The organism is Bernardetia sp. ABR2-2B (assembly GCF_037126435.1).
Taxonomy (GTDB): domain Bacteria; phylum Bacteroidota; class Bacteroidia; order Cytophagales; family Bernardetiaceae; genus Bernardetia.
This window is the reverse complement of sequence record NZ_CP147020.1, coordinates 2,821,462-2,846,570: the sequence shown is the minus strand read 5'-3', so window position 1 is coordinate 2,846,570 and position 25,109 is coordinate 2,821,462. Positions and strand designations below refer to the sequence as shown.

The 25,109-nt window shown below is 33.2% G+C and carries 20 protein-coding genes; 8 read left to right on the top strand and 12 right to left on the bottom strand.

What is annotated here, in order from left to right; translation table 11 throughout:
- Nucleotides 1-146: 146 nt before the first annotated feature.
- From WAF17_RS12165 to mdh, 7 genes are all read right to left on the bottom strand, one after another.
- Entirely contained in the window at nt 147-764 is a 618-nt protein-coding gene (locus WAF17_RS12165) for a class I SAM-dependent methyltransferase (RefSeq protein WP_338759704.1), read from the bottom strand.
- Between the two features lie 74 nt (nt 765-838).
- Nucleotides 839-1,567, bottom strand: coding sequence for a 3'-5' exonuclease (locus tag WAF17_RS12160; protein WP_338759701.1), 729 nt, complete (start codon nt 1,565-1,567; stop codon nt 839-841).
- Nucleotides 1,568-1,802: 235 nt separating this feature from the next.
- Entirely contained in the window at nt 1,803-2,894 is a 1,092-nt protein-coding gene (galE, locus tag WAF17_RS12155; protein WP_338759698.1) for a UDP-glucose 4-epimerase GalE, read from the bottom strand.
- Between the two features lie 75 nt (nt 2,895-2,969).
- Nucleotides 2,970-3,980: a hypothetical protein gene (locus WAF17_RS12150; protein WP_338759695.1), complete on the bottom strand. Its 1,011-nt coding sequence runs from the start codon at nt 3,978-3,980 to the stop codon at nt 2,970-2,972.
- 9 nt (nt 3,981-3,989) lie between these two features.
- Nucleotides 3,990-4,382, bottom strand: coding sequence for a hypothetical protein (locus WAF17_RS12145; protein WP_338759692.1), 393 nt, complete (start codon nt 4,380-4,382; stop codon nt 3,990-3,992).
- Nucleotides 4,363-4,986 (bottom strand): cupin domain-containing protein, encoded by a 624-nt coding sequence (locus tag WAF17_RS12140; RefSeq protein WP_338759689.1) that lies wholly within the window; start codon nt 4,984-4,986, stop codon nt 4,363-4,365. Before WAF17_RS12140 ends, WAF17_RS12145 begins: the two co-directional genes overlap by 20 nt.
- Nucleotides 4,987-5,173: 187 nt before the next feature.
- Nucleotides 5,174-6,115, bottom strand: coding sequence for a malate dehydrogenase (mdh, locus tag WAF17_RS12135; RefSeq protein ID WP_338759686.1), 942 nt, complete (start codon nt 6,113-6,115; stop codon nt 5,174-5,176).
- Between the two features lie 215 nt (nt 6,116-6,330).
- Between mdh and WAF17_RS12130 the strand changes: the two genes are divergently transcribed.
- On the top strand, nt 6,331-6,897 hold the full coding sequence (locus WAF17_RS12130) for a hypothetical protein (protein ID WP_338759683.1): 567 nt from the start codon (nt 6,331-6,333) through the stop codon (nt 6,895-6,897).
- Between the two features lie 7 nt (nt 6,898-6,904).
- Here the strand turns inward: WAF17_RS12130 and WAF17_RS12125 are convergent, their stop codons facing one another.
- Complete coding sequence (locus tag WAF17_RS12125) at nt 6,905-7,939, bottom strand: NAD-dependent epimerase/dehydratase family protein (RefSeq protein ID WP_338759680.1); 1,035 nt, start codon at nt 7,937-7,939, stop codon at nt 6,905-6,907.
- A gap of 146 nt (nt 7,940-8,085) precedes the next feature.
- Between WAF17_RS12125 and WAF17_RS12120 the strand changes: the two genes are divergently transcribed.
- The 4 genes from WAF17_RS12120 to WAF17_RS12105 all read left to right on the top strand — a co-directional run bounded on the left by WAF17_RS12120 (nt 8,086) and on the right by WAF17_RS12105 (nt 12,440).
- On the top strand, nt 8,086-9,204 hold the full coding sequence (locus WAF17_RS12120; protein ID WP_338759678.1) for a glycosyltransferase: 1,119 nt from the start codon (nt 8,086-8,088) through the stop codon (nt 9,202-9,204).
- 123 nt (nt 9,205-9,327) lie between these two features.
- Entirely contained in the window at nt 9,328-10,494 is a 1,167-nt protein-coding gene (locus WAF17_RS12115) for a SpoIIE family protein phosphatase (protein WP_338759675.1), read from the top strand.
- A gap of 56 nt (nt 10,495-10,550) precedes the next feature.
- On the top strand, nt 10,551-11,717 hold the full coding sequence (locus tag WAF17_RS12110; protein ID WP_338759672.1) for a SpoIIE family protein phosphatase: 1,167 nt from the start codon (nt 10,551-10,553) through the stop codon (nt 11,715-11,717).
- A gap of 129 nt (nt 11,718-11,846) precedes the next feature.
- The gene (locus WAF17_RS12105) at nt 11,847-12,440 is read left to right on the top strand and encodes a DUF6134 family protein (protein WP_338759669.1); all 594 of its coding nucleotides are present in this window, start codon (nt 11,847-11,849) and stop codon (nt 12,438-12,440) included.
- Nucleotides 12,441-12,471: 31 nt separating this feature from the next.
- Here WAF17_RS12105 and WAF17_RS12100 read toward each other — a convergent pair whose 3' ends face one another.
- Complete coding sequence (locus tag WAF17_RS12100; protein ID WP_338759666.1) at nt 12,472-12,921, bottom strand: macro domain-containing protein; 450 nt, start codon at nt 12,919-12,921, stop codon at nt 12,472-12,474.
- Nucleotides 12,918-13,490: a hypothetical protein gene (locus WAF17_RS12095; protein WP_338759663.1), complete on the bottom strand. Its 573-nt coding sequence runs from the start codon at nt 13,488-13,490 to the stop codon at nt 12,918-12,920. Before WAF17_RS12095 ends, WAF17_RS12100 begins: the two co-directional genes overlap by 4 nt.
- A gap of 192 nt (nt 13,491-13,682) precedes the next feature.
- Here WAF17_RS12095 and WAF17_RS12090 point away from each other — a divergent pair, with 192 nt between their 5' ends.
- Both WAF17_RS12090 and carB read left to right on the top strand, forming a co-directional pair.
- Complete coding sequence (locus tag WAF17_RS12090) at nt 13,683-14,246, top strand: hypothetical protein (RefSeq protein ID WP_338759661.1); 564 nt, start codon at nt 13,683-13,685, stop codon at nt 14,244-14,246.
- 214 nt (nt 14,247-14,460) lie between these two features.
- Entirely contained in the window at nt 14,461-17,274 is a 2,814-nt protein-coding gene (gene carB, locus WAF17_RS12085) for a carbamoyl-phosphate synthase large subunit (protein WP_338759657.1), read from the top strand.
- A gap of 207 nt (nt 17,275-17,481) precedes the next feature.
- Here carB and WAF17_RS12080 read toward each other — a convergent pair whose 3' ends face one another.
- Complete coding sequence (locus tag WAF17_RS12080; protein ID WP_338759654.1) at nt 17,482-18,966, bottom strand: TolC family protein; 1,485 nt, start codon at nt 18,964-18,966, stop codon at nt 17,482-17,484.
- A 460-nt stretch (nt 18,967-19,426) separates the two neighbouring features.
- Nucleotides 19,427-20,077 (bottom strand): hypothetical protein, encoded by a 651-nt coding sequence (locus WAF17_RS12075; RefSeq protein WP_338759651.1) that lies wholly within the window; start codon nt 20,075-20,077, stop codon nt 19,427-19,429.
- Between the two features lie 297 nt (nt 20,078-20,374).
- Between WAF17_RS12075 and gltB the strand changes: the two genes are divergently transcribed.
- Nucleotides 20,375-24,919: a glutamate synthase large subunit gene (gene gltB, locus WAF17_RS12070; protein ID WP_338759648.1), complete on the top strand. Its 4,545-nt coding sequence runs from the start codon at nt 20,375-20,377 to the stop codon at nt 24,917-24,919.
- Nucleotides 24,920-25,109 lie beyond the last annotated feature (190 nt).

Sequence of the window (25,109 nt, the reverse complement as noted above, 5' to 3'; positions counted from 1 at the left end):
TGGGTAAAAAATAAGTTAGAAGTAATAATTCCTGATTTTTTAGTTATTCAAATTTTGCATAAAAAACACTCATAAAAAAAGAATTGTATGAGTGTGAGTAATTTTGTAACTAAAATTAACAAAAGTATTTATTCTCTGAAATAGATTTAAACTCTTTCAAAGCTACAAAACAAGAAGTTTTGTTTTGTATCGAAAGGTGTAGTATGGTCTTCTTGCAAACAAGAAATCTTTTTGAAACTCTTAAATTGAGCTGTCAGACTTTCTTCGTTATATTGAGAAACTTCCAAACCACTACATTTTTTTGCTCCTTCTTTCGAAAAAGTAGCTATAACTAGATTTTTTGATACAAACTTCTCTACGATTTGAATGTATTTTGAAATATCATTTGGAGCAGTCAAGAAATGAAAAGTTGCTCTATCGTGCCAAAGGTCAAAGTTTGTTTTGGGTTCGAATGCTGTAACATCACTTACTATCCACGTTACATAATTTGATTTTTCTCCAAATTTTTCTTTTACTCGTTTTTTTGCTTTTTCTAAAGCAATTGAAGAAATATCCAAAACAGTAATGTCTGTGAATCCATCTTTCAATAAAAAATCTACAAGCAGACTTTCGCCACCACCAACATCAATAATTTTGGCACTTTTATCTAAATTGCAAGAAGCGATAAAATCAAGCGAAGTTTGGGGTTTGGATTGTGTCCAACTTACTTCTTGTGGTGTTTTGGTTTCATAAACCGTTTCCCAATGTTGTTTTTTTGAGTTCATTTTTGATATTTCTTTACTCTCTTAGTGTAACTTAATTAACCTTGATATTTCAGAACTTAGTGTTAAAACGTATTTTATTCCACCACAATAATATTCTCTTCTTTAATAATTGGTAAATTTTGCATTCTCAAAAATAATTGACCTGTCAAGATTACGTCTTTTGTACAATAAACAGCAATTCTATTCAAATCCTTTTCATTGTAATAAACACCATTTACTTCGCTTCCATCAATATCATCTTTACTAGTAGCCAACCCAAAAACGGCAGCCAAAAGAGAAAGAGACGTAAAGTTTTTGTAGTCGCCAAACTTCCACATGTGCATCGTATCGATATGATTTATTTCCCACGGCTTTTTGCCTGAAATATCCAACGCATACGGAATATCAAGACCATTGATAAGCATACGACGGCAGAGATACGGAAAATCAAATTCTTTTCCATTGTGTGCCACAAACTGCAAGTTCTTACCAAATTTTTCTACTACTTTTATAAAATCTTCCAACAGCTCTTTTTCATTATCAGACGCCAACGATTTGACTCTAAAAACCTGTTCTTCTTTTCCTTCTTCATTCTTTTGAGCTACAAAAAAACCAATTCCGATAACTACTACTTTTCCAAACTCGGCATAAATTCCTGCTTTCTCTTCAAAAGCTTCTTTTGGAGTATTGTCTGGAGAAATTCGTGCAGCTTTTTTCTCCCAAAGAGATTTTAAGTTTTCTGGAAGCTCTTCGAAAGTAGCGTGGGAAGCAACCGTTTCGATATCCATCACCATCAAATTGGATAAATTAGTTGTTTTTTTCATAGTTGTAGAAGGGGAATAAATCTGTTTTTAGTATTCAATAGAGTATCAATTTAATAAAAAAAAGCATACTACTAAAGATTTTTTATGAATCTGCTATTTAGAAAAATATGAATTAGCATATTCCATCAATTCCTCAAAAGTTTCATTTTGATAGTTTAAAGGGTAAAGCAAATTTTTGATTAGCTCTTCCTTTTCCTATTTTGTCATTACATTTGATAAGCCTTTTTTATTGTCTTTAATTTCCTAAAACGTTCTTTTGCCATTTCCACGCAGAACGCATCATTTCTTCTATCCCATATTTAGGTATCCATCCCAAAACAGTTTTTGCTTTTTCATTATCTGCATAAATTTCTACTACATCTCCTTCTCTTCGCTCTCCTAATTTGTAATTAAGTTTCTTATTACTTACTTTTTCAAAGGCTTTTATAGCTTCCAAAACAGTTACTCCGTTTCCTGTTCCTAAATTAAAAATCTCTACTTGATTTACCTCTTTATTGTCATTCTGATTATTTTCTACTAGAAAATCAATAGCCAAACGATGTGCCTCTGCAATATCCGAAACGTGGATATAATCACGAATACAAGAACCATCACGAGTGTTATAATCGCTTCCATGAACGTGCATTTTATCTCTTTTTCCTGCTGCCGTTAGTGTAATAATCGGAACAAGCGAAGTCGGTGGATTTTTTGGGTCTTCTCCAATTTGTGCCGAAATATGCGCTCCTACAGGATTGAAATATCGAAGCAAAACAAACTTTTGATGTTCAGAAGTTTTTGCAAAATCAATTATCATTCTTTCTCCTACTTGTTTGGTATAGGCATAAGGAGATTCTGCTGCTCCGAAAGGCGTGGTTTCTGAAACAGGTAATTTTTCCACATTTCCATAAACTGAACAAGAAGAAGAAAAAATAAAATTCTCTACTTTATATTCTTTACTCAACTTCAAAATATTGAGCAAAGAATTTAGATTATTCTGATAATAAAATACTGGGTCAGCGACAGAATCAGGAACAGACTTTAAGGCAGCAAAATGAATAATACCTATTATTTCAGAATCTGACTCAGAACTACTATTTACTTCTTTCTCAAAAACTTCTTTTGTCTTGTCGTAATCACACAAATCTATATCATAATTTTTCACTTCTCTACCTGTTAGTTTTTTTATGTTTTCAATTACAGAAGAAGAAGAGTTTAGATGATTATCGATAGAAATTATTTGATAATCCTGTTCATAGCCGTTTTTCTTTGTGTAATTTTCCAAACACTCAACAACGGTATGTGAGCCAATATAGCCACAACCTCCTGTAATAATTACTTTCTTTTGCATGATAAATGTTTTAAACTTTGACTGATGAAAAATAAGTTCATTTATATCTCAAACTATTTTCAGAATAGTTTTGGATTACTTAAGAAAACTCACAAACAAATTTCGTTTTTCTTCTACAATAGCATCTTTAAGAGAAGGTTCTTTTTCTTTATACAAGAAATACTCCTCATCCTCAAAAAAATCATGAATAAATGCTTTAGCAACTTTCTTATAGGTGTTCCAAGCTCTATCAATTTTAAGAGGATGATTAGAGATTGACCACGACTGAAATTCAGAACTACTGAAAAAGTGAATCATATCTTGTCCTAAAATCAAGCCTTCTGATTTGCTAATTAGTCGCAAAGATACGTGTTGCCATTTTTGAGAAAAATTCATCCACCAAAGATAATCATAAAGTGTGTCAATAGGAAAAGGCGATTTTTTGATTTGTGGAACTAGAAAGTCTAGCATTTTTTGGGTGTGTTTTTCTGTACCCAATTTTCGCCCAATCATAAAAGGTAAAATATTTGGATAAGGCTTGAAAGCATCTTCTGATAGAACATAATATTTTGCTTTATCACTACCAAAAAGCTGGTCGCCGTGTTCGCCTGTAATAAAGATTTTGGTTTTGTCTTCTAAAAGTGGATAAAGAGGAGGCTGATAAAGCGTATAATTAATTTTACTTTGTATAACTTGTTCAAAAAAGTTAGGAAATTCATTGATAGATTCTGCAGATAATAATACCTCAAGATTATCTAAATTACCTTTTTCTTGTGCTACTTGAATAAGAGCCACAAGAGCAACAGTAGAATCGATTCCTCCAGACCATAACAAGCAAATTCTTTTATCAGTTTCTTGGGCAAATGTTAGTAATTGTTTTGCTCTGAGAAGGGATATCTGTTTGAAACTAAGTTCTGTTTTTTGAAAATCATAGAGAGGGTCAAGAACCTTAAACTTTAAATGTCCAATATCTAATGTTTGTGTACGATCTATGAGTGTACACCCAAAAAAACGACAAGCAGCTAAGTATTCCTTTTTACATTTTCTGTAATAAAAAGGATTTCGCAGCAGTTTTGATAAAGGTAGAAAAGTTAGTGGAGTGTTCATCATTTTAATTTATAGACGAGCAAAAGTATCAGGATTGAGATTTCTAACTTTTTCTTGGTAGTCTTTAAGTAGCTTTTTCAAGCTATCAACATTATTCTCTACAATAGAGTCTATTTTATTAGTAGCAATGCCTGTAATAACTATCTTATCAGAAAATTCAAGTTTGATAAGTGGAAATTTCTTGAACGAAAACCAACTTCTTGGAGTAGCATAAATTTCCCAAGTATTGTCTTTTCTATCATGTTTGTATTTAACTTTATATTTTTCATCAACTGTCCGAGAACCTGTTTCATAGTTATAGGTCTGCTGACGAACCAAGTAGGTATGCCCTGACTCCCCACACATTTTATTAAATGATTTGATGAAGTCATCAAAAATAGTTTTATATTCTGTAAGTACCATTATACATAGGGTGATTTTGTTCAGATTGAGGTATAGACGAAAAAATATGCAGAGGAACTACAACTAGAGGTTCGTCAAAAGGTGTTTCAAAATGATGAGGACACATAGGCTCTAATATACAAACTTTTCCTTTATATAATTCTTCAGTATGTGCATGTTTATCTAAGCCGACAATGCTTTGTCCTTTTCCTCTCAGTACAAGAACCACTCGTGCTGTAGAGTGTATGTGATGAGCCTGTTCACTACTATTAGGAGGCATATAAAGATATTGCAAAGTAGGGTCGCCTTGCCTAATGGGAGGAAAAAGCTGTTTAGTAGAACAGCCATTGATATACGGCAGAACCGTAACTCCTTTGAGAGAAATACTAGCTTCTGGAGGCATATAACCTCGTATAAGTGTAGCACAATGCAAAGAGTTGATGCTACACTTTCCTTTTTTTAAATGTGCATACTCAAGAACATCATCAAAATAATAAATACAATCACCTTCTTCTACTTCGATAGTTTGGTTTCCAATAAATACTTTGAAGAAATATAACTGGTCAGAAGAACTTTGATAAATTTGAGCAGATTTTGTATCTAAATAGTGAACGCCATTAGGCATAATAATAGAATCTTAAAAGAATAAATTGAATTGTGATTAACAAAACACTAAAAATACGAATTATATAATAAACATGTTTGAACTGACTTTACAAGTTTAACCAGTACATATAGTTTTGAAATATTATCCACAAAAAAAGCCCATAAAATGAATTATGGACTTTTTTATAAAAAATATTTGATTCAACTTATGCAGTTGCATTCATAGAGTCAAAAGTATCCATTACTTCTTTAACGTGCTGACGAGAAGTTTCTAAAAGTGCTTTCTCATCGTCGTTAAGGTCAAGTTCGATAATTTTTTCGATACCATTTTTACCCAAAATTACAGGAACGCCTAAGTAACAATCTTTGATACCGTACTCTCCTTCTAGTTTCACACAAACAGGGAATACTCTACGCTGATTCTTAACGATAGCCTCTACCATTTGAGCAGCAGCAGCCCCTGGAGCATACCAAGCAGAAGTTCCCATCAATTTAACAAGTTCTCCACCACCTTTTTTAGTGCGTTGAACGATTGCCTCTAACTTGTCTGCATCAATCATTTCAGTTACAGGAATACCAGCAACTGTTGTATAACGAGGAAGTGGAACCATTGTATCGCCGTGTCCACCCATCAAAATAGCTTGAATTTCTTTTGGAGAAACGTCTAATGCCTCAGCCAAAAATGCACGGTAACGAGCTGTATCCAAGATACCAGCCATTCCCATTACTTGACGACGGTCTTTTTTAGAAGCCAAATGAGCTGCATACGTCATTACGTCCAAAGGATTCGAAACGATAATGATAATTGCATTTGGAGAATGCTCAATTACTTTTGAAGTAACTTCGTTTACGATTTTTGCATTGGTTGCAATCAAATCATCACGAGTCATACCTGGTTTACGAGGCAAACCAGAAGTAATAACAACAACATCTGAATCTGCTGTACGCTTATAATCTCCTGTTACGCCTACTGTACGAGTATCATATCCAATAACTGGAGCTTTTTGCCAAATATCTAATGCCTTGCCTTCTGCAAAACCTTCTTTAATATCTACTAAAACTACTTCTTGGCATATTTCACGAGTTGCAAGTACGTCTGCACACGTTGCGCCTACATTTCCTGCGCCTACTACGGTTACTTTTGTCATCTTGTTAGTTAAGTTTATCTATATTTAATAAAAAAATAAATCTGAATAAGGATATAATAAATTACTCCTTACTTATGTTTCAAAGTTACAAAACTTTATAGATTTTTCGGAATTTGGAATCTATAAGAAAAAATAATTTATTTAGATTGTCGCACATTAGTAAATTAGTTCGTACTAGTTCAAAACCAAAATTCCTCAAAAAAACTAAAATTGATATGAAATACTTTGTGATAATTGGATTGCTTTTTTTAAGTAGTTGTTGTATTGTTACTTCTCAAGATTGTTTTTGCAACTCTCCAGATTATAAAGTAAGCCAAAATGCTTTTGAGTGGATTATACCTTATGAAGACAAAAAGTTTTTTATTTTTGAAGATGAAAGTGGTAATATTGATTCTTTGAAAGTAGAAAGAATATCTGAAACACAAATTTGTGGAGGAGATGAATGTCTAGGTAGTTGTGAAACTGAAATGGTTAGTTTACTTTCTACCAAAAATGATGAGATAAAATTTAACCTTTATGCAAGCCGTTCCTCTTACGTAGATATCAATGTTTATTATCCTGAAGATAAGTATCTTTCGGGTTCTTTTAATGTAGATAATAATGATATTTATGCTTCTTCCATGAAAATAGGCGTAAATCGTAATACAGATTATATTAATATTTTTTACAAAAATAGTTTGAATTACTTTGGTTACCCTATTAAAGGCTTTATTTTTACAAAACAAGAAGGTTTGATAGAATATACAACAGCAGATAATATGAAATGGACGAAAGTAAATTGAAAAATAATCAATCCCCATACTTCTCCCCAATCCACGCCACAGTTTCCTCCAAACTTCTAAACTCTGTATTTAATTTATCTTTTACTTTTTGGTTAGAATGAGTAACTGTTCGGCTGGCTGCTTCTAAAGAATCTTTCGTAATAATGGGCGAACTTCCACTCACAAAACTCCACGCTTTGGCTACTCTCCAACCGTATTTTTTTATCCAACTCGGAACAGGTTTATGAGGTGGTTTTTTATCAAGAGCAATAGCAATTTTAGGCATAAGCTCCGAATAAGCCACTGTTCCCCCATTCAAAATATAGCGTTCGTTATGAAGTTCAGGTTTTTCTAAAAGTGAAATAGTCATTTCTGCTACATCACGTACATCTACAAAATTACTAAAACCACCTCCGTAGTATGGCTTTTCGCTTTTTATATAATCAATAAGTGCTGTACTACTTCGTCCATTTTCATCATATCCCAAAACAAAAGAAGGATTTACAATTACTACATCAAGTCCTTCTGCTTGTCCTCGCCAAACTTCTAATTCTGCCAAATGCTTTGTGAAAGCGTATGCACTAAAACCTGTGTATTCAGGTGTCCAACGTGCTTTTTCATCTATAAAAGTAATTTCTCTATCATTAATCTTAATATTCTGTTCTTGTTGTGATGCCAATGGCTGCCCCAATGCAGCTACGGAGCTAATCTGACAAAAAACTTTTACGTCGTTTGCTAGAGCAGCATTTATCATATTTTCTGTGCCTTCTACATTCGTCTTTTTCATTTCTTTTTTATCTTTTGGATCGAAAGAAACGATGGCAGCACCGTGAATAACTTTATCAATTTGCTTCATTATTTTATCCAAAAAAACAACATCCAGTAAATCGCCATCTACCCATTCTAAGATAGAAGTTGGATGGTTTTGAAGCTTTGTAGGGATTTTACTGTTCTCTCTTTTTAAGGCAATTATTTTGATAGAATTTTCTTGATTTCTCTTGATTAATTCCTCCACCAAATAACTTCCCAAAAAACCAGTTGCTCCTGTAATAAAGTAATTCATCTGTTGTAGTGATTAGTGATAAATGAATTTCGAATAATCAATTAATAATCCTCAAAATTACAAAAATTAATAGTCTCATTTTTTACTAAGGTGAATTTCTATGTCATAGACTTTTTTAGTAGTTTAGAGAAAACAAAATTTTGCTTATGAAATACGTACTTTTTTATACCGTCAATGGTCTGGGTTTAGGACATCTTAGTCGAAGTTTGGCTATTGCTCGTCAGCTCAAAAAACAAGATTCTTCTTTAGTTCCCTTATTTTTTACAGCTTCAGAAGGTTCTCATTTGTTGTATCAAGAAGGCTTTGCCTACTACAAAGTGCCTAGCAAAACGATTGCAAGAGAAACTCGGCTTTTGAAACGAAACCTAGCTATTTCTTATTCCGAAATACTGACTTCAATTGTTAATACCTATCGCCCTGTGGCATTGGTAGTTGATACTTTTCCTTTGGGTTCAATGAACGACTTGCTTTCTGTTTTAGGATTACCACTCAAATGGAAAAAGTTTTTTATTCATAGAGAACAAATGAATATGGATAGAAATAAAATTGAAACACAAAATTTTTATGATTTTATTATTGCGCCACACAGCAAAGGAAGCGTAAAAATACCAGTACCAGTCTCAAAAAAAGAAAATTTGTTTTGGAGCAATGAAATTTTGATACGAGAAAAATCAGAACTTCAATCAAGAGAAGAGATTAGAAAAAAAATAGGAGTAGAGAAAGATGAAAACTTTCTTCTGGTTAATCTTGGAGGAGGAGGAGATACCACCACCACAGAAAACTACAAACAGATTTTTGATTTAATTCTAAACTCTTCTTCATTATTAAGACAGAAAAAAATACGTTTATTTGTTCCCAAACCGCCTTTAAATGCTACAAAAGAACTAAAAGAAATTTTTTCTGAATTGCCTTCTTCTGCTATTTCATTTTCACATTTTCCCCTTATGGAACTAATACCTGCTTTGGATTTAGCTATTTCTGCAACAGGGTATAATACCTTTCATGAACTTTTAGCCTGTGGCATCCCAACTATTTTTATTCCAAAATCAAGAGGTTATGACGACCAATATGGAAGAGCCAAACGAGCCTCTGATGCAAAGGCAGCTTTGTTTTTAGAAGAAAATCAGATAGACTCAGACCTAATAACAAAACTAAAAACATTACTTACTATGAAAAGTGAGTTTTCTCAAAAAGCTTCTTCATTTGTTCAGTCAGATGGAGCAAAACGAGCAGCTCAGTTTTTGGTAGAAAAAATAAAGAGCTAGGTCTAAATAAATACTATTAAACAAGATTACTTTTTGGTGCAGTAAAAATAATTACCTATTTTATGCAAATAATTGACAAGGCTATAAATCTACTTTTTCTCTCAAAACTATTGATTATATAATATGAATAAAAAAATCATTCTTTGTATTGATGATGAACCTATTATTTTAAATAGCTTAAAACAAGAGCTATCTCAATATTTTGCTGATACTATGCTTATCGAAACAGCAGAAAGTGGAGAAGAAGGGTTAGAGATAATCGAATTCTTTGAAGAAAAGGAAAGAGAAGTAGTTCTTATCATTTCAGATTATATAATGCCCCAAATGCGTGGAGATGAGTTTTTGATAAAAGCTCATAATTTATTGCCACAAACAATAAAAATCCTTCTTACAGGACAAGCAAGTCTGGAAGGAGTTACAAACGCCATCAATGAAACTAACTTATATAGATACATTTCAAAGCCTTGGGAAACACAAGACTTGATTATGACAGTAGAGTCTGCTATCGAAAACTACGAAAAAGAAAAAACATTAAAAGAACAAAATGAGCAGATTCAAGCTAGTCTTAGGTATGCAGAACGCATTCAGAATGCTGTTTTGCCCTCTGAGCAAGTCCTTTCTGAATTATTACCCAACCACTTTGTATTTTACAGTCCGAAAGATGTAGTAAGTGGAGATTTTTATTGGTGCAGAGAAGAAGAAAATAAAGTAATAGTAGCTGTTGCTGATTGCACAGGTCATGGCGTTCCAGGAGCTTTCATGTCACTGATTGGACATCAAATTCTGAATCGTGCTGTGATAGACAAAAAAATATATTCGCCAGAAAAAATTTTAGAAAATATAAATATTGCTATTAAAGATGTTTGGAGTGGACAACGTGCTAGTATTCATGAAGGAATGGAAATGGCTATTTGTGTGATTGACAAAAAAGAAAACAAAATTTCTTTTGCAGGAGCTAGAAGACCAGTTTGTATTATTAAAGACGGTAAGCTACATCATATAAAAGGAGACAGAGTAGGTATAGACGGAAAAGAAAATTCTGTTTTTACAAAACATGATATTGACTTACAATTAAATACTAGTCTGTATTTTTATTCTGATGGGTATCAAGACCAGTTTGGAGGAAAAGATAATAGGCGTTTTATGAGTAGAAACCTTAGAAAATTACTCCAAGAAATAAGTAATAAGCCAATGCAAGAACAGTTGGAACAAGTAAAGACTGTTTTTAATGATTGGAAAGGAATGCATCATCAAATTGATGATGTAATTGTCTTAGGAATAAAAATATAAGGTATATTATCTTTCATTAAAATTGTGTGAATAAAAACTATTAAATTATTGGTTAAATGGAAAAAAACGTGATTCTCTGTGTTGATGATGAACCTATTATTTTAAAGAGTCTAAAAAAAGAATTAGCTGGGCATTTTGCTGAGTCTATGCTTATTGAAACAGCAGAGAGTGGCGATGAAGGGTTGGAAGTAATCGATTTTTTGAAGAGTAGAGGAAAGAATATCACTATAATTATCTCAGATTATATAATGCCTCAAATGCGTGGTGACAGATTTTTGATAGAAGCTCACAAGCACCTTCCTAACGCAATGAAAATTCTACTTACTGGTGAGGCTAGTATAGAGGGAGTAACCAACGTCATAAATAAAATAGATTTATATAGATATATCTCCAAACCTTGGAAAAAAGCAGATTTTATCATGACTATAGAATCTGCTATCGAAAAGTACAATAGAGATAAAACGATAAAAACTCAAAGAAAAAAAATAACAGACAGTATAAATTATGCAGAGCGCATTCAAAGTGCCATTCTTCCTTCTTCTGATTATCTAAATAAATTGTTACCCAATCATTTTGTGTTTTATAAACCAAAAGATATAGTAAGTGGAGATTTTTATTGGTGCAGAGAAATAGAGGGTAAAATAATTATTGCTCTAGCTGACTGTAAAGGACATGGAGTAGCAGGAGCTTTTATGTCGTTGATTGGAAATCAATTGCTTAACCGTGCTACCATAGAGAAAAAGATATACTCTCCAGAGAAAATATTAGAAAGTATGAATAGTGTAATAGGGGAAGTGCTTACTAGCAAACAGAAAAAAGGAGAGAGTGGAATGGAAGTAGCTGTATGTGTAATAGATAAAGAAGAAAGCAAGGTTTCTTTTGCTGGAGCTAAAAGACCGATTTGTATAATAGAAAATGAAAACCTAATATATATAGAAGGAGATAAAACAGCTATTGATGGGAAAGAAAGCATAACATATACTAAACAAGAGTTTGACTTGAAGCCAAATACACAAATTTATTTATTTTCAGACGGTTATCAAGACCAACTTGGTGAGAAAGAAAATAAGCCTTTTACAAGTCAAAACCTCAAATCTTTATATCAAACTATTAGCGAAGTAACACCGAAAGAGCAGTTGGAAAAGTTAGAAAATACTTTTGAGAGCTGGAAAGGAAAAGAAGAGCAAATAGACGACGTGCTTGTTTTGGGAATAAAAATATGAATTTAATAAAGTAGATTTCTGCTTTCAACAGTATTTTTTAAGAATAAATATCTCTAAAAAAATAATTAAATATAATAGAGCTGTTTTAGAAGAGTTATATTTGTAAATAAGATTTATAAAAAAAATAGCATGTCATATTTATTTCTCTTCAGCTTTATTATTTGCCAATTCAACGTTTCTAATCCACCTCAAAAAGAGCTTTCCTATGATATGATTTGGAGAGACAAATCAGTAGGAACTTTGTATGCAACACAAGAAAAAATAGGTTCTAAAACCTACTACCATAGCTCAACGGACATACAAATAAAATTTATCAAAACCTTTGATATAAATTATGAATATGATGTTTTATTTGATAATGAGATACTTCAAACAGCACACGTGGATATAAACTATAATGGAAATAATCACGCACAAGCTGACACAAAGCGAAAAAATAACGAGTATCAAGTTACCAAAGATGGAAAACTTGAAAATACCTTTAAAGAAATAGTCCGATATTCTACTATCATTATGTATTTCGAAGAACCTGTAAATATTAAGCGTTGCTATTCAGAACAAGAAGGAGATTTTAATACGATTACTCATTTGGGAAATCATAAATACAAGAAGGTAAATTCAAGAGGAAAAGAAAGTTTCTTTTTTTATAAGAATGGAAGTTTAGAAAAAGCAGTAATTGATGGAGGAATTGTGAGCTTTGAGATGATTCTGAAAGAAAATTGATTCTAGGAAATATAATTTTGAACTAAAGAAATTATTTAGGCTCATAAATCACAATTTCAATTTCTTCCAAGTTCCCCAAATGATTCTCAAGTAATAACCTTACATCTTCCCATTCCAAACCTCCCAAGCCACAACCCAAAGCAGGAATAGCCATACTTTCAAAATTATTATTTTTCAAAATTTGAACTAAGTCTTTTAATCCTTCTTCAATGTATTCTATTTTGGAAGGATTGCGCCAATGTTTTTTGGTAGGAAAATTTATGATAAATTTCTTTCTCTCCAAATTAGATTCATCAACCAAAAGCAATTTTCCAATATCGATAGTTTTATTTTTACAAGCCTCCTTATAGATTTTGTAATTATGAGGAAACTCTTTTTTGAATGCTAAAGCAAGACCTTTTCCCATTACTCCAACTGTATTGACAGGATTGATGATTACTTCTGTACTTGATTCTAGGATATTTCCTTTTGTGTAGTTCATAGTGTGCTTAGTTCAATTTTTAAAGTTGGAATATTATTTTTAGTAAAAGACAAATAAAACCTTGTGTGTTTTTTTACTACAAGTCGTGAAAATATAGCTTTTGTACTACACCTTACCACACACTCTCCAGCACAAAGACAATCTCCCATAAAAAATATATTTTCTCTACTTCTCTTTTGAATTTTTATTTTCTTAATGTTCTTCTTTATTTTCTTTCGCTCTTCTTTTGTAAGATAGTCCTCAAAAGTGGGCTGAAAACAAATACCTTTTTCTGTATTCGATAGTTTGTAAATATTATTCGAATGAAATTCTAATTGTTTTGTAAAATCTAGTAGAATAGGATTTTGAAATTCACTACCAAGAAATTCAAATATGATTTTGCTTTCTGTAATTTCTAATTGATAACGAGATGCCGAAATTGCATAAACAAATTCATCAAATACATTCATACATCTATAAATGACATATTTATCAATACCTCTTTTTTTCAAAACAGTTTCTATTCTCCTCATTTGTTGATTTCTATATTTATGAGAATAAAAATCAATGAGTTCATTTATTAAAATCATATTTTTGTTAAATTAGTTGCAATAATAAATATCGTCTATTTTCTACAATAAAAACAGAACTAAAATTTCCTTTACAACCTTATAAATCAAACAATCGTTTTATCAAAAATACTATCAAATTAAAAATAATGAAATGCTTAACAGAAAGAATAACACTTGATGCAGACCTTATAAGTTAATTTGTAAAAAATTATGACCTTAAAACAAACAAAATATGAACTCCAAAATCTCCTTTCAGGAAAGAGCAGCCATAGCTATGATGCACTTATCCAAACAATCGCCAGTTACCTTAGAACAAGCCAAAGAACAAGTCCAATGGCTGAAGAAAAACACCAAAACAAACAAGAAGAAGTCAAAAGATTAACTTCTTTTGCTAAAAACAATAACTTACTAATTGAGGAATTGGAAGAAGAAAAATTTATAGCGAGTGGTGCAGAGCAAAAAGTTTATATAAAAGACAGCAAAAAAGTAATCAAGCTCAACGATGGTGTTTATTATGCTTCGTGGGAAGATTATTTTCATAATCTACTTTTACATAATTACTTCTTTGCTGACACAGCTTACCAGTTTTTAGGCTTTTATTCAAAAAAAGAATCCTTTTATGCAGTAGTACAACAGAATTTTGTGAAAGCAGATACGATAAACAACTTAGAAGACGTGCAAAAGTTTTTAACAGGTAATGGATTTATAAATACTAAAAATCACGATTATTACCATCCAAAATTAGGTATTATTTTAGAAGACTTACACGATTAAAATGTATTGACTAATCAAGGATTTTTATACTTTATAGATACAGTTTTTTATATAAAACCAAAAGCATTTTGGAATCTGTAATCTAGTTCTAATTATAAAAATAGCAAGTAGCTCTTATTTTATCCAAATTTCATTTTTCAAAAACCAGAAAGTCTATTACCTTTGTGCAATTTATAGATACAACTATTTAAAAGGAAACAAAACATCTGTTCTCATGCCAAAAAACAATTCCATTCGCCATATTCTCATCATCGGAAGTGGCCCTATTGTCATCGGACAAGCCTGTGAGTTTGATTATGCAGGTTCTCAAGCTGCTCGTTCGCTTCGTGAAGAAGGAATAAAAGTATCGCTCATCAATTCCAATCCTGCAACGATAATGACCGACCCTATTAATGCAGACCACGTCTATCTGTTGCCACTCACACCAGATTCAATAGAAACTATTTTACGAGAACAAGAAATTGATGCCGTTTTGCCTACTATGGGAGGTCAGACGGCATTAAATTTATCTATAAAATGTAATGATATTGGACTTTGGGAAAAATACAACGTTGATGTCATCGGTGTAGATTTTGAAGCCATTGATACGACAGAAGACAGAGATAAGTTCAAAGCCTGTATGGAAGCTATGGATGTAGGAGTTGCGACAGGACAAACAGCAAAATCATTTTTACAAGGAAAAAAAATAGCTCAACAGATTGGTTTTCCTTTAGTAATTCGTCCTTCTTTTACTTTAGGTGGAACAGGTGGAAGTGTTGTTTATGACAAAGAAGAATTTGATAGCTGCCTTTCAAGAGGTTTGCATACTTCGCCTATTCATGAAGTTTTGATAGAACAATGTGTAATTGGTTGGAAAGAATTTGAGTTAGAACTTTTGAGAGATTCGGCAGGAAATGTAATCATCATTTGTTCGATAGAAAACTTCGACCCAATGGGTGTGCATACTGGAGATTCCATTACGGTTGCACCAGCAATGACGCTTCCTGATACAGTTTATCAAGAAATGCGTAGTTTGGCAATCAAGATGATGAACGGCATCGGAAATTTTGCAGGTGGTTGTAATGTACAGTTTGCTGTCAATCCAGAAAACGACGATATTATTGCTATTGAAATAAACCCTCGTGTTTCTCGTTCGTCTGCACTTGCTTCGAAGGCAACAGGTTATCCAATCGCCAAAATTGCTGCAAAACTTGCTATTGGTTACAACCTTGACGAATTAGATAACGCCATTACAGGAACAACTTCTGCATTTTTCGAACCTGCCATTGATTATGTAATCGTAAAAGTTCCTCGTTGGAATTTTGATAAATTCCAAGGTTCAGATTCTCGTTTGGGTTTCCAAATGAAATCAGTAGGAGAAGCTATGGGAATTGGGCGCAACTTCCAAGAAGCATTACAAAAAGCCTGTCAGTCGTTAGAAATTCGTAGAAATGGATTAGGAGCAGATGGAAAAGAAGTCAGAAATCAAGATGAAATCCACCAAAAACTAAAAGTTCCTTCGTGGGATAGACTTTTCAGAATTTATGATGCCTTTAAGTTAGGAATACCAATGAAACGTATTTTTGATTTGACAAGAATTGATAAATGGTTTTTGCATCAAATTGAACAAATTGTAGAGCTTGAAAACGAAATTCAGAAGTATAAACTGGCTACTCTTCCTTATGAGTTGTTATTAAAAGCAAAGAAAAAAGGACTGGCAGACCGTCAGATTGCTCACTTAATAGGTTGTTTGGAAAGTGAAATTCATACCAAAAGAACAGACTTAGGAATAAATCGTGTTTGGAAAATGGTGGATACATGTTCAGCCGAATTTGAAGCACAAACGCCTTATTATTATTCTACTTTCGAAACAGAAAATGAATCTATCAAAAGTGATAAGAAAAAAGTAGTCGTTTTGGGTTCAGGACCAAATCGTATCGGACAAGGAATTGAGTTTGATTATTCGTGTGTTCATGGTGTTTTGGCTGCAAAAGAAGCAGGTTACGAAACCATTATGATAAACTGTAACCCAGAAACAGTTTCGACAGATTTTGATATTGCTGACAAACTCTATTTTGAGCCTGTTTTTTGGGAACATATTTATGATATAATTCTGAATGAAAAACCAGAGGGCGTAATTGTTCAATTAGGAGGACAAACAGCTTTAAAACTTGCTGAAAAACTAGAACGTTATGGCATTCCAATTTTAGGTACAAGCTATGAAGCACTAGATTTGGCAGAAGATAGAGGACGCTTTTCCGATTTATTGAAAGAAAATGATATTCCTTATCCAAAGTACCACGCCATCAAAACGGCAGAAGAAGCGATAGAAAAGGCTGCTGAAATGGAATTTCCTTTGCTAGTTCGTCCGTCGTATGTTTTGGGTGGACAGCGTATGAAAATTGTCATCAACGAGCAAGAATTAGAAGAACACATCATCAATATTTTTAAAGATTTGGGACAACAAACCATTTTGATAGATGAGTTTCTAGATGGTGCAATCGAAGCCGAAGCTGATGCAATTTGTGATACTGAAGATGTTTATATTATTGGTGTAATGGAGCATATTGAGCCTGCTGGGATTCATTCGGGCGATTCGTATGCCGTTTTGCCTCCTTTTGATTTGGACGAAAATATCATGAAACAGATTCATGACCACACCAAAAAAATTGCCATTGCCCTCAAAACAAAAGGGGTTATTAATATTCAGTTTGCCATAAAAGATGGAATTGTTTATATCATCGAAGCCAATCCACGAGCATCACGAACTGTTCCTTTTATCTGTAAAGCCTACCAAGAACCGTATATCAAATATGCTACGTGGGTAATGCTAGACCACAAGAAGGTAAAAGATTTTAATTTTGAGCCACAACAAAACGGTTATGCTATCAAAATTCCTGTTTTCTCCTTTGATAAATTCCCTAATGTAAACAAAGAATTAGGACCTGAAATGAAATCTACTGGAGAAGCAATTTATTTTATTCATCACTTAAAAGACCCTTTCTTTAAAGAAATTTATAATGAACGTAATTTGTATTTGAGTAGATAGTATTATTTTTTGAAACCTATAAGGATTCTAAAATCCTTATAGGTTTTTATCTTCTTGTAATTCGAAAGCATTATAATTCAAAGTAAAAATAGAAAAGGGAATGGTTCGTTTGCCTTTGAAGTATAAAAAAAAGTCATTATTGGTATTTTAGCAGAAGCAACACCAATAATGACACTTTGAAATATTCTGTATAAGAAAACCCTAATTTTAAAACTTCAACTCTTCTCCCTCATAAAACTCTAATACTTTTATTCTAAAAATAAATTCGTACTTAGCTCTAAGCAAATCAGCTTGTGCTACCGAAAGATTATTTTTAACAACTGTATATTCTGTGCTGTTGGCTGCACCTGCTTCTAATCGTTTCTCCATTACACGGACAGTTTCTTCTAAAGCTTTTACTCGCTGCTTACTTGCTTCAAAAGATGCCTTTGCTGCACGAGCTGAAATATATGCCTGTTCGATAGTTTGATAAAGCTGCGTACGGATAAGTTTAGAATTTAATTGTGCATTCTGAGTCTGAATTTTTGCTCTCTGAACATTGTTATCTACTTGAAAACGATTAAAAATAGGAATATCTAATCTCAAGCCTACACTATATCTAAAAGATTCGTTAAGTTGATTGAAAAAACCAAAATTTTCTTTTCCTAAAGCTACATCAGGACGAACTACATAATCAGTCGGTATTCCTGCTCCATTTGCAATGTAACCCAGTGTATCTAAACCTACAATAGTTTGGTCTGTAACATCAAACCGTTCTTTTTGACTACTTGTATAGTTTGCACCTGCTCCACCTACTAGGGAAAGCGTAGGTAGTCTTCCTGCTTCGGCAATGTCAATTCCTTTTTCTGCTACTTCTATATTTACATCTGCTCCTTTTATATTAGGCTGTGTTGTTTCTGCAATTTGATAAATTTGATATGGATTTTTTGAATCTAAAATAGCCGAAGGGTCATCTACTTGTGGAGTAACAATATCAAAATCTTCAGTAGGAGAGAGCTGCATCAACTGACGAAGTTGAAGTTTTGCAAGCATCAGATTATTCTCTCCCAAAATTATTTGTTGCTGGTCAGCTGCCAGTTGAGCTTCCAAATCATATAGATTTGCTCTAGGCAAAACACCTGCTTCTACAAGTTGCTGTGTTCGGTCATATTGCGCTTGTGTACTTGTTTTCTGACGACGAGCATTGGCTGCAATTTCTTTATTCAAAACAACTTGTAAGTAATTACTGGCAATATTGAGCATCAAATCATTCTGAGCCTGTCCATAATTGAGCTTATCAGCTTCTACTTGTAGTTCATTTTGTGCAATTGTATTATTTAGACGAGAACCATTATAGAGAGTAACAGAAGAATTTAGAGATAAGTTATTAGTTCGAATAAGTTGATTAACAAAACTATTCGAAAAAGGGTCAATCGAACGTCCCCAGTTGTAATTATGGGAAATAGAAGCGTTTGCATTCGGCAATCTATCATCTTTTGATTGTTTTAATGCCAATTCAGAGTTTTCAATACCCAATTCATTGATTTTGAGCTGAATATTCTGACGTAAGGCATACGAAATACAAGAGTCAAGCGACCATTCTGTTGTATTTTGAGCAATTGTTTGTTGTGAGAAGAAGAAAAAACAAACGCTAAAAAAAAAGCTAGTCAGCATCACTAGCCTCTTATCTCTATTACATTGTATATCTTTCATAGTTGATTTAAAGTTCTTGAGTACATATTTTTTAAGAAGCCAAAATAAATAAAATACATTTATTTAAAGCCCTAAATTAGTAATTGATTTGTTAAACTTTTTAAAAGAAAATTACAATTTTACCCATATTACTTCTTATAAAATTATTTTTTCCGTATAAATTGCTTTAAATCAGTTGTTTAGGTGGATAAATGTTTTGTGTTTTATATAACTAAACGATAGTATATAGAGTAAATATTCACTTATGTAAAGTAAGGACAAAAAAATTATATAAAACTAATTTTGTTTTAGACTATCAATATTTTTTTGATTGTATTTTTTAATATCCAAAATGCCTTTTACTGTAACAAAAAGCTATACATTATATGTTATCGAAATTGAGTTAATAAGTCAATTATTATTGGGGTAATAATCATTAAAACGAGAGAAAGCTATGATATAGACCAAAAAGAATTACTACCTAAAAAGAGTCATCAATTACTTTTAAAGCTTTAATTTTATTTTTTTTATCAAATAAAATGAGGTATTGATCAAGTCCACAAGGATCGTTAAATGTTATAGGCTTTTTTCGCTTTGGTAATACTAATACCTTAACAGATATTTCCATTAAAATATCACAATGCTTTTTCTTTTTAAAGTCAATTTTCAGCCTTTCTATCTCTTTTTGGATTTGGTCTGCTGTAATTTGGTTTTGTTTTACTGCATTAAGTAAATCAACATTTTTAATAATTGAAGAATCGCCTTTATCTGCTTCTGAAAGTATAAATGGATCTATTGATAGATAAATATAGTGTTCGTTTTTTTGAAGTTTTATTTGGTAACTAAACTTGTCTATTTGCTTCAAATCTAAATTTTTTGGCTTAACATACTTGATAACAGAAATGTTTTTATAAAAATTGCCATCACCACAAATCATACTATCACCTGTAATTGATGTTGTATTTTTAATATTTAAGTCGCAACCACTCTTAAAAGTTGTATCGAAACTGCTCACAATAAAATACCCTTTGAGTGTAATTATGTCGCCAGTTGTTTGTGAAAGTGCAACACTACTTTGAACAAAAAATATTAAGTAAATAAAAAGGACTTTTATATAGTCTGTTTTTTTCATGCTTATTTGATAACTAAATGCATTAAAATAATATTTTCAAATATACACAAAATAACTATCGATAATTCAAACCAATATCCAACTATTTTTCAAAAAAGGTTATCAACAACACGAGTATAATTTATAAAACTTCTACTAAAACTAAAAAAATAATTCTTGCCAAATTCAAAATAATTCACTAAATTCATAAGTATTTTCAATAAAAACTTTTGTTTTTTGTCAAAAATGCAATAAAAACACACAAAACATAAAAACACACTAAATTAGATATACAGAATGAATTAAAAATATAAAAAATTGAATACAGAAGGACTATACGACCCTAGTTTTGAACACGATGCTTGTGGAATTGGATTTGTCGCCAACATAAAAGGACGCAAATCACACCAAATTATAGAAGATGCCATCAAGATGCTCACACGCATGGAACACCGAGGAGCATGTGGCTGCGAAGAAAATACAGGAGATGGAGCAGGTATTTTGATACAAATGCCTCACGAGTTTTTTTTAGATGAATGCACAAAATTAGGTTTTACTTTGCCTCCCTATGGCGAATACGGCGTAGGAATGGTATTTTTTCCACAAGATACCGAGCTAAAAGAAGAATGCCGAACCATTCTTGACCGAAAAATAAAACAGCTTGGTTTTGAGCTTATCGGTTATCGAAAAGTTCCCACCAATAATGAAGGAATAGGAGAAAGTGCTTTGAATGTAGAGCCATTTATCGAACAAGTTTTTATAAAATTACCTACTCCAGCCTCCGACCCACTTCACTTTGAGAGAAAACTCTTTGTCTTACGCAATTATGCCACTAGAGTCATCAATGAAAGTGTGCAGGGAGTAGATAGTAATTTTTATTTTGCTTCCCTTTCTTACAAAACCATTATTTATAAAGGACAACTCACGACTGGACAAGTTCGCCCTTATTTTTCGGATTTGCACCACGAAAATGTCGTTTCGGCATTGGCAGTAATTCACTCTCGTTTTTCTACAAATACTTTTCCCTCTTGGAAACTAGCGCAGCCTTTTAGATACATCGCTCACAATGGCGAAATAAATACCGTAAAAGGAAATGTAAATTGGTTTCAAGCTTCAGAAACGGAGTTTGAATCCGAATATTTTACGAAAGAAGAGTTAGATATGCTGCGTCCTATTTGTGGCTCGTCGCAATCTGATTCTGCCAATTTAGATAATGTTATCGAAATGTTAGTGTTGAGTGGTCGTTCGCTTCCTCATGTCATGATGATGCTTATTCCAGAGGCTTGGGACGGAAATGAGCAAATGGAAAAGATGCGTAAGAAGTTTTACGAATATCACGCTTCATTAATGGCACCTTGGGATGGTCCTGCTTCTATTACTTTTACTGATGGAAAAATTGTAGGCGCAACTTTAGACCGTAACGGTTTGCGTCCGTCAAGGTATTGGGTAACTGATGATGACCGAGTAATTATGGCATCAGAAGCAGGTGTTTTGGATATTGACCAATCTACGATTATCTCAAAAGGACGTTTACAACCGGGGAGAATGTTTATTGTAGATATGGAACAGGGAAAAATTTTGAGTGATGAAGAAGTAAAAGCCAAAATTTGCGCTCAACAACCGTATGGAGATTGGCTCAAAGAAAATAAAATCAAGCTAAAGGAAATCGTTAAACCTGCAAGTAGGTTTGTTCCTTTGAGAAATAAAAATCTTGTCAGAAGGCAAGTAGAAGCAGGCTATACTACCGAAGATTTGAAATACATTATTGGAGCTATGGCAACTTCAGCCAAAGGTTCATTAGGTTCTATGGGTTTGGATACGCCATTGGCAGTATTATCGGAGCAAAGTCAGCATTTATCCAATTACTTCAAACAATTATTTGCACAAGTAACCAACCCACCGATTGATTCTATCAGAGAGCGAAGTGTCATGTCTTTGATTTCCTTTGTAGGACCAAAACAAAATTTACTTTCCGAAACCCCAAAACATTGTCATACGCTAGAACTCCATCAACCAATATTAAACAACAAAGATTTAGAGAAAATCAGACATCTTGACCACAAAGGTTTTCAAACCAAAACAATTTTTACCTATTTCAAAGCCGATGCAAAAGCAGGAAGATTAGAACGAGGTTTGGAACGAATCTGTAATTATGCCGAAGATGCCGTCGAAGATGGTTTTTCGATTATTATTCTTTCAGACAGAACTTCGGACAGCAATCACGCTCAAATTCCGTCTTTACTTGCTATGTCAGCAGTTCATCATCATCTTATCAATAAAGGTCTTCGTGATAATATTGGACTGATTGCAGAAACGGCTGATGCTTGGGAGTCTCATCATTTTGCTACTTTGATTGGTTTTGGAGCTTCTGGCATCAATCCGTATTTGGCATTGGAAACCATTGATTACCTAAAAAGAAAAGAGCGAATAAATACAGAGCTAATAACCGAAGAATTACAAAGAAATTACATCAAAGCAGTAGGAAAAGAATTATTAAAGATTTTTGCCAAAATGGGAATTTCGACGCTGCAATCGTATCAAGGAGCGCAAATATTCGAAGCTCTTGGAATTGATAAGGAAGTAATTGATAAATACTTTGCTGGTACGGTTTCAAGAGTTGGAGGACTAAAACTAGATGATATTGCTAGAGAAGTTCTTATTCGTCATCAAATTGTTTACCCTACCAAAAATCAAATAACAAAAAACAAATTACGCCTAGAAGGAGGAGGAATTTATCAATGGAAACAACGAGGCGAAGAACACATTTTTAATCCTCAAACCATTCATTTACTTCAACAATCAACCAAAAGAGAAGATTATCAATTATTCAAAAAATATACTCGCTTAATAGATGAGCAAACCGAAAAAGCAATGACATTGCGTGGAATGCTCAAATTTAAACCATCAAAACCAATTCCGATAGAAGAAGTAGAACCTGCTGAAAACATCTTCAAGCGATTTGCGACAGGTGCAATGTCTTTTGGTTCGATTTCTTGGGAAGCGCACACAACACTTGCTATTGCAATGAACCGAATAGGAGGAAAAAGTAATAGTGGAGAAGGTGGAGAAGATACAAAACGCTATGAAACTTTAGAAAATGGCGATTCCATGAACTCATCTATTAAGCAAGTTGCCTCTGGTCGTTTTGGTGTAAATAGCTATTATTTGAGTAATGCTACTGAAATTCAAATCAAAATGGCACAAGGCGCAAAGCCAGGAGAAGGTGGGCAATTACCAGGGCATAAAGTGGATGATTGGATTGCAAAAGTGCGTTATTCTACACCAGGGGTTGGGTTGATTTCTCCTCCTCCTCATCACGATATTTATTCGATTGAAGATTTGGCACAACTGATTTTTGATTTGAAAAATGCAAATCGTCATGCAAGAATTAATGTAAAATTAGTTTCAGAAGCAGGTGTCGGAACTATTGCTGCTGGAGTTGCAAAAGCTCATGCTGATGTCGTTCTTATTTCTGGTCATGATGGTGGAACTGGTGCTTCTCCACTTAGTTCGATTCGCCATGCAGGACTTCCTTGGGAGTTGGGAGTGGCAGAAACGCATCAAACATTAGTCAAAAATAAATTGCGTAGCCGAATAACTGTACAAGCAGACGGACAAATCCGAACAGGAAAAGATTTAGCTGTTGCAGCCTTATTGGGTGCAGAAGAATGGGGAGTAGCAACGGCAGCACTTGTAAGTACAGGTTGTATTATGATGCGAAAATGTCATCTCAATACGTGTCCTGTTGGAGTGGCTACACAAAGAAAAGAATTACGAGCTTTATTTACTGGAAAACCAGAATATGTAGTCAATCTTTTTAAATTCTTAGCAGAAGAACTACGAGAAATTATGGCAGAAATGGGTTTCAGAACTGTCGACGAAATGATAGGACAAAGCGACTGTTTAGCAATCCGAGATAACATTACCCATTGGAAACACCAAAATCTTGATTTATCAAAAATTTTATACAAAGCTCCTGCAAGTTCAGATGTTGGCTTATTCAAACAAGAAGAGCAAGACCACGGAATAGATAATGTATTGGACTGGAAAATCTTAGAAAAAGTAAAATCTTCTATTGAAAATTCACAGTCTATAAAAGCCGACTTTAAAATCCAAAATACTGACCGTGCCGTAGGTACTATTCTCTCTCACGAAATTTCCAAAAAATACGGTTTACAAGGACTTCCTCAAAACACATTACATCTAAAATTCAAAGGAACAGCAGGACAAAGTTTTGCAGCTTTTGCCGTAAAAGGAATAACCATGGAAATAGAAGGCGATGCAAATGATTATGTCGGAAAAGGACTTTCAGGTGCAAAACTTATCTTTTATCCCGACCACAAAGCCAAATTTGTTCCAGCCGAAAATAGCATAATTGGAAATGTTGCTTTTTATGGTGCAACTTCTGGAGAAGCCTATATTAGAGGAATGGCAGGCGAGCGTTTTGCAGTCCGTAACTCTGGCGTAAAAACGGTAGTAGAAGGAATCGGCGACCACGGTTGTGAATATATGACAGGTGGTTTGGTGATTAATCTAGGCGATACAGGTAGAAATTTTGCAGCAGGAATGAGTGGAGGAGTAGCTTATATTTGGAATAAAAAAGGAAATTTTGAAGAAAAACTCAATTCCGAAATGGTAGAAATAGAGCAGATCACTAGCGAAGACGAGAATATTATCAGGATGTACGTAGAAAATCATCTTCATTATACAGAATCTTTACTTGCTAAAGAAATACTCAATAATTGGGAAAGTTCTATTGCTCACTTTATCAAAATAATGCCGATTGATTTCAAACGAGCTTTGTTAGATAGAAATATTACTTTACTGCAAAAACTTGATGATGAGCTGGTAGTGAGTGAGTAATTTTTGAAAATACCGTAACTGATTAGCGAGTGATTTATATGATTTTTATGATGAAATCAGGATAAATACAAATACATTTTCAGAAAAAACTTTGTCAGTAGTTTTTCGGTAATCCGAAATAGCTCTGACAATAGTTGAATAAAAAAACAAGCCGTTGTCGGTGTCTCCACCGACGACTTTTAAACAAAAA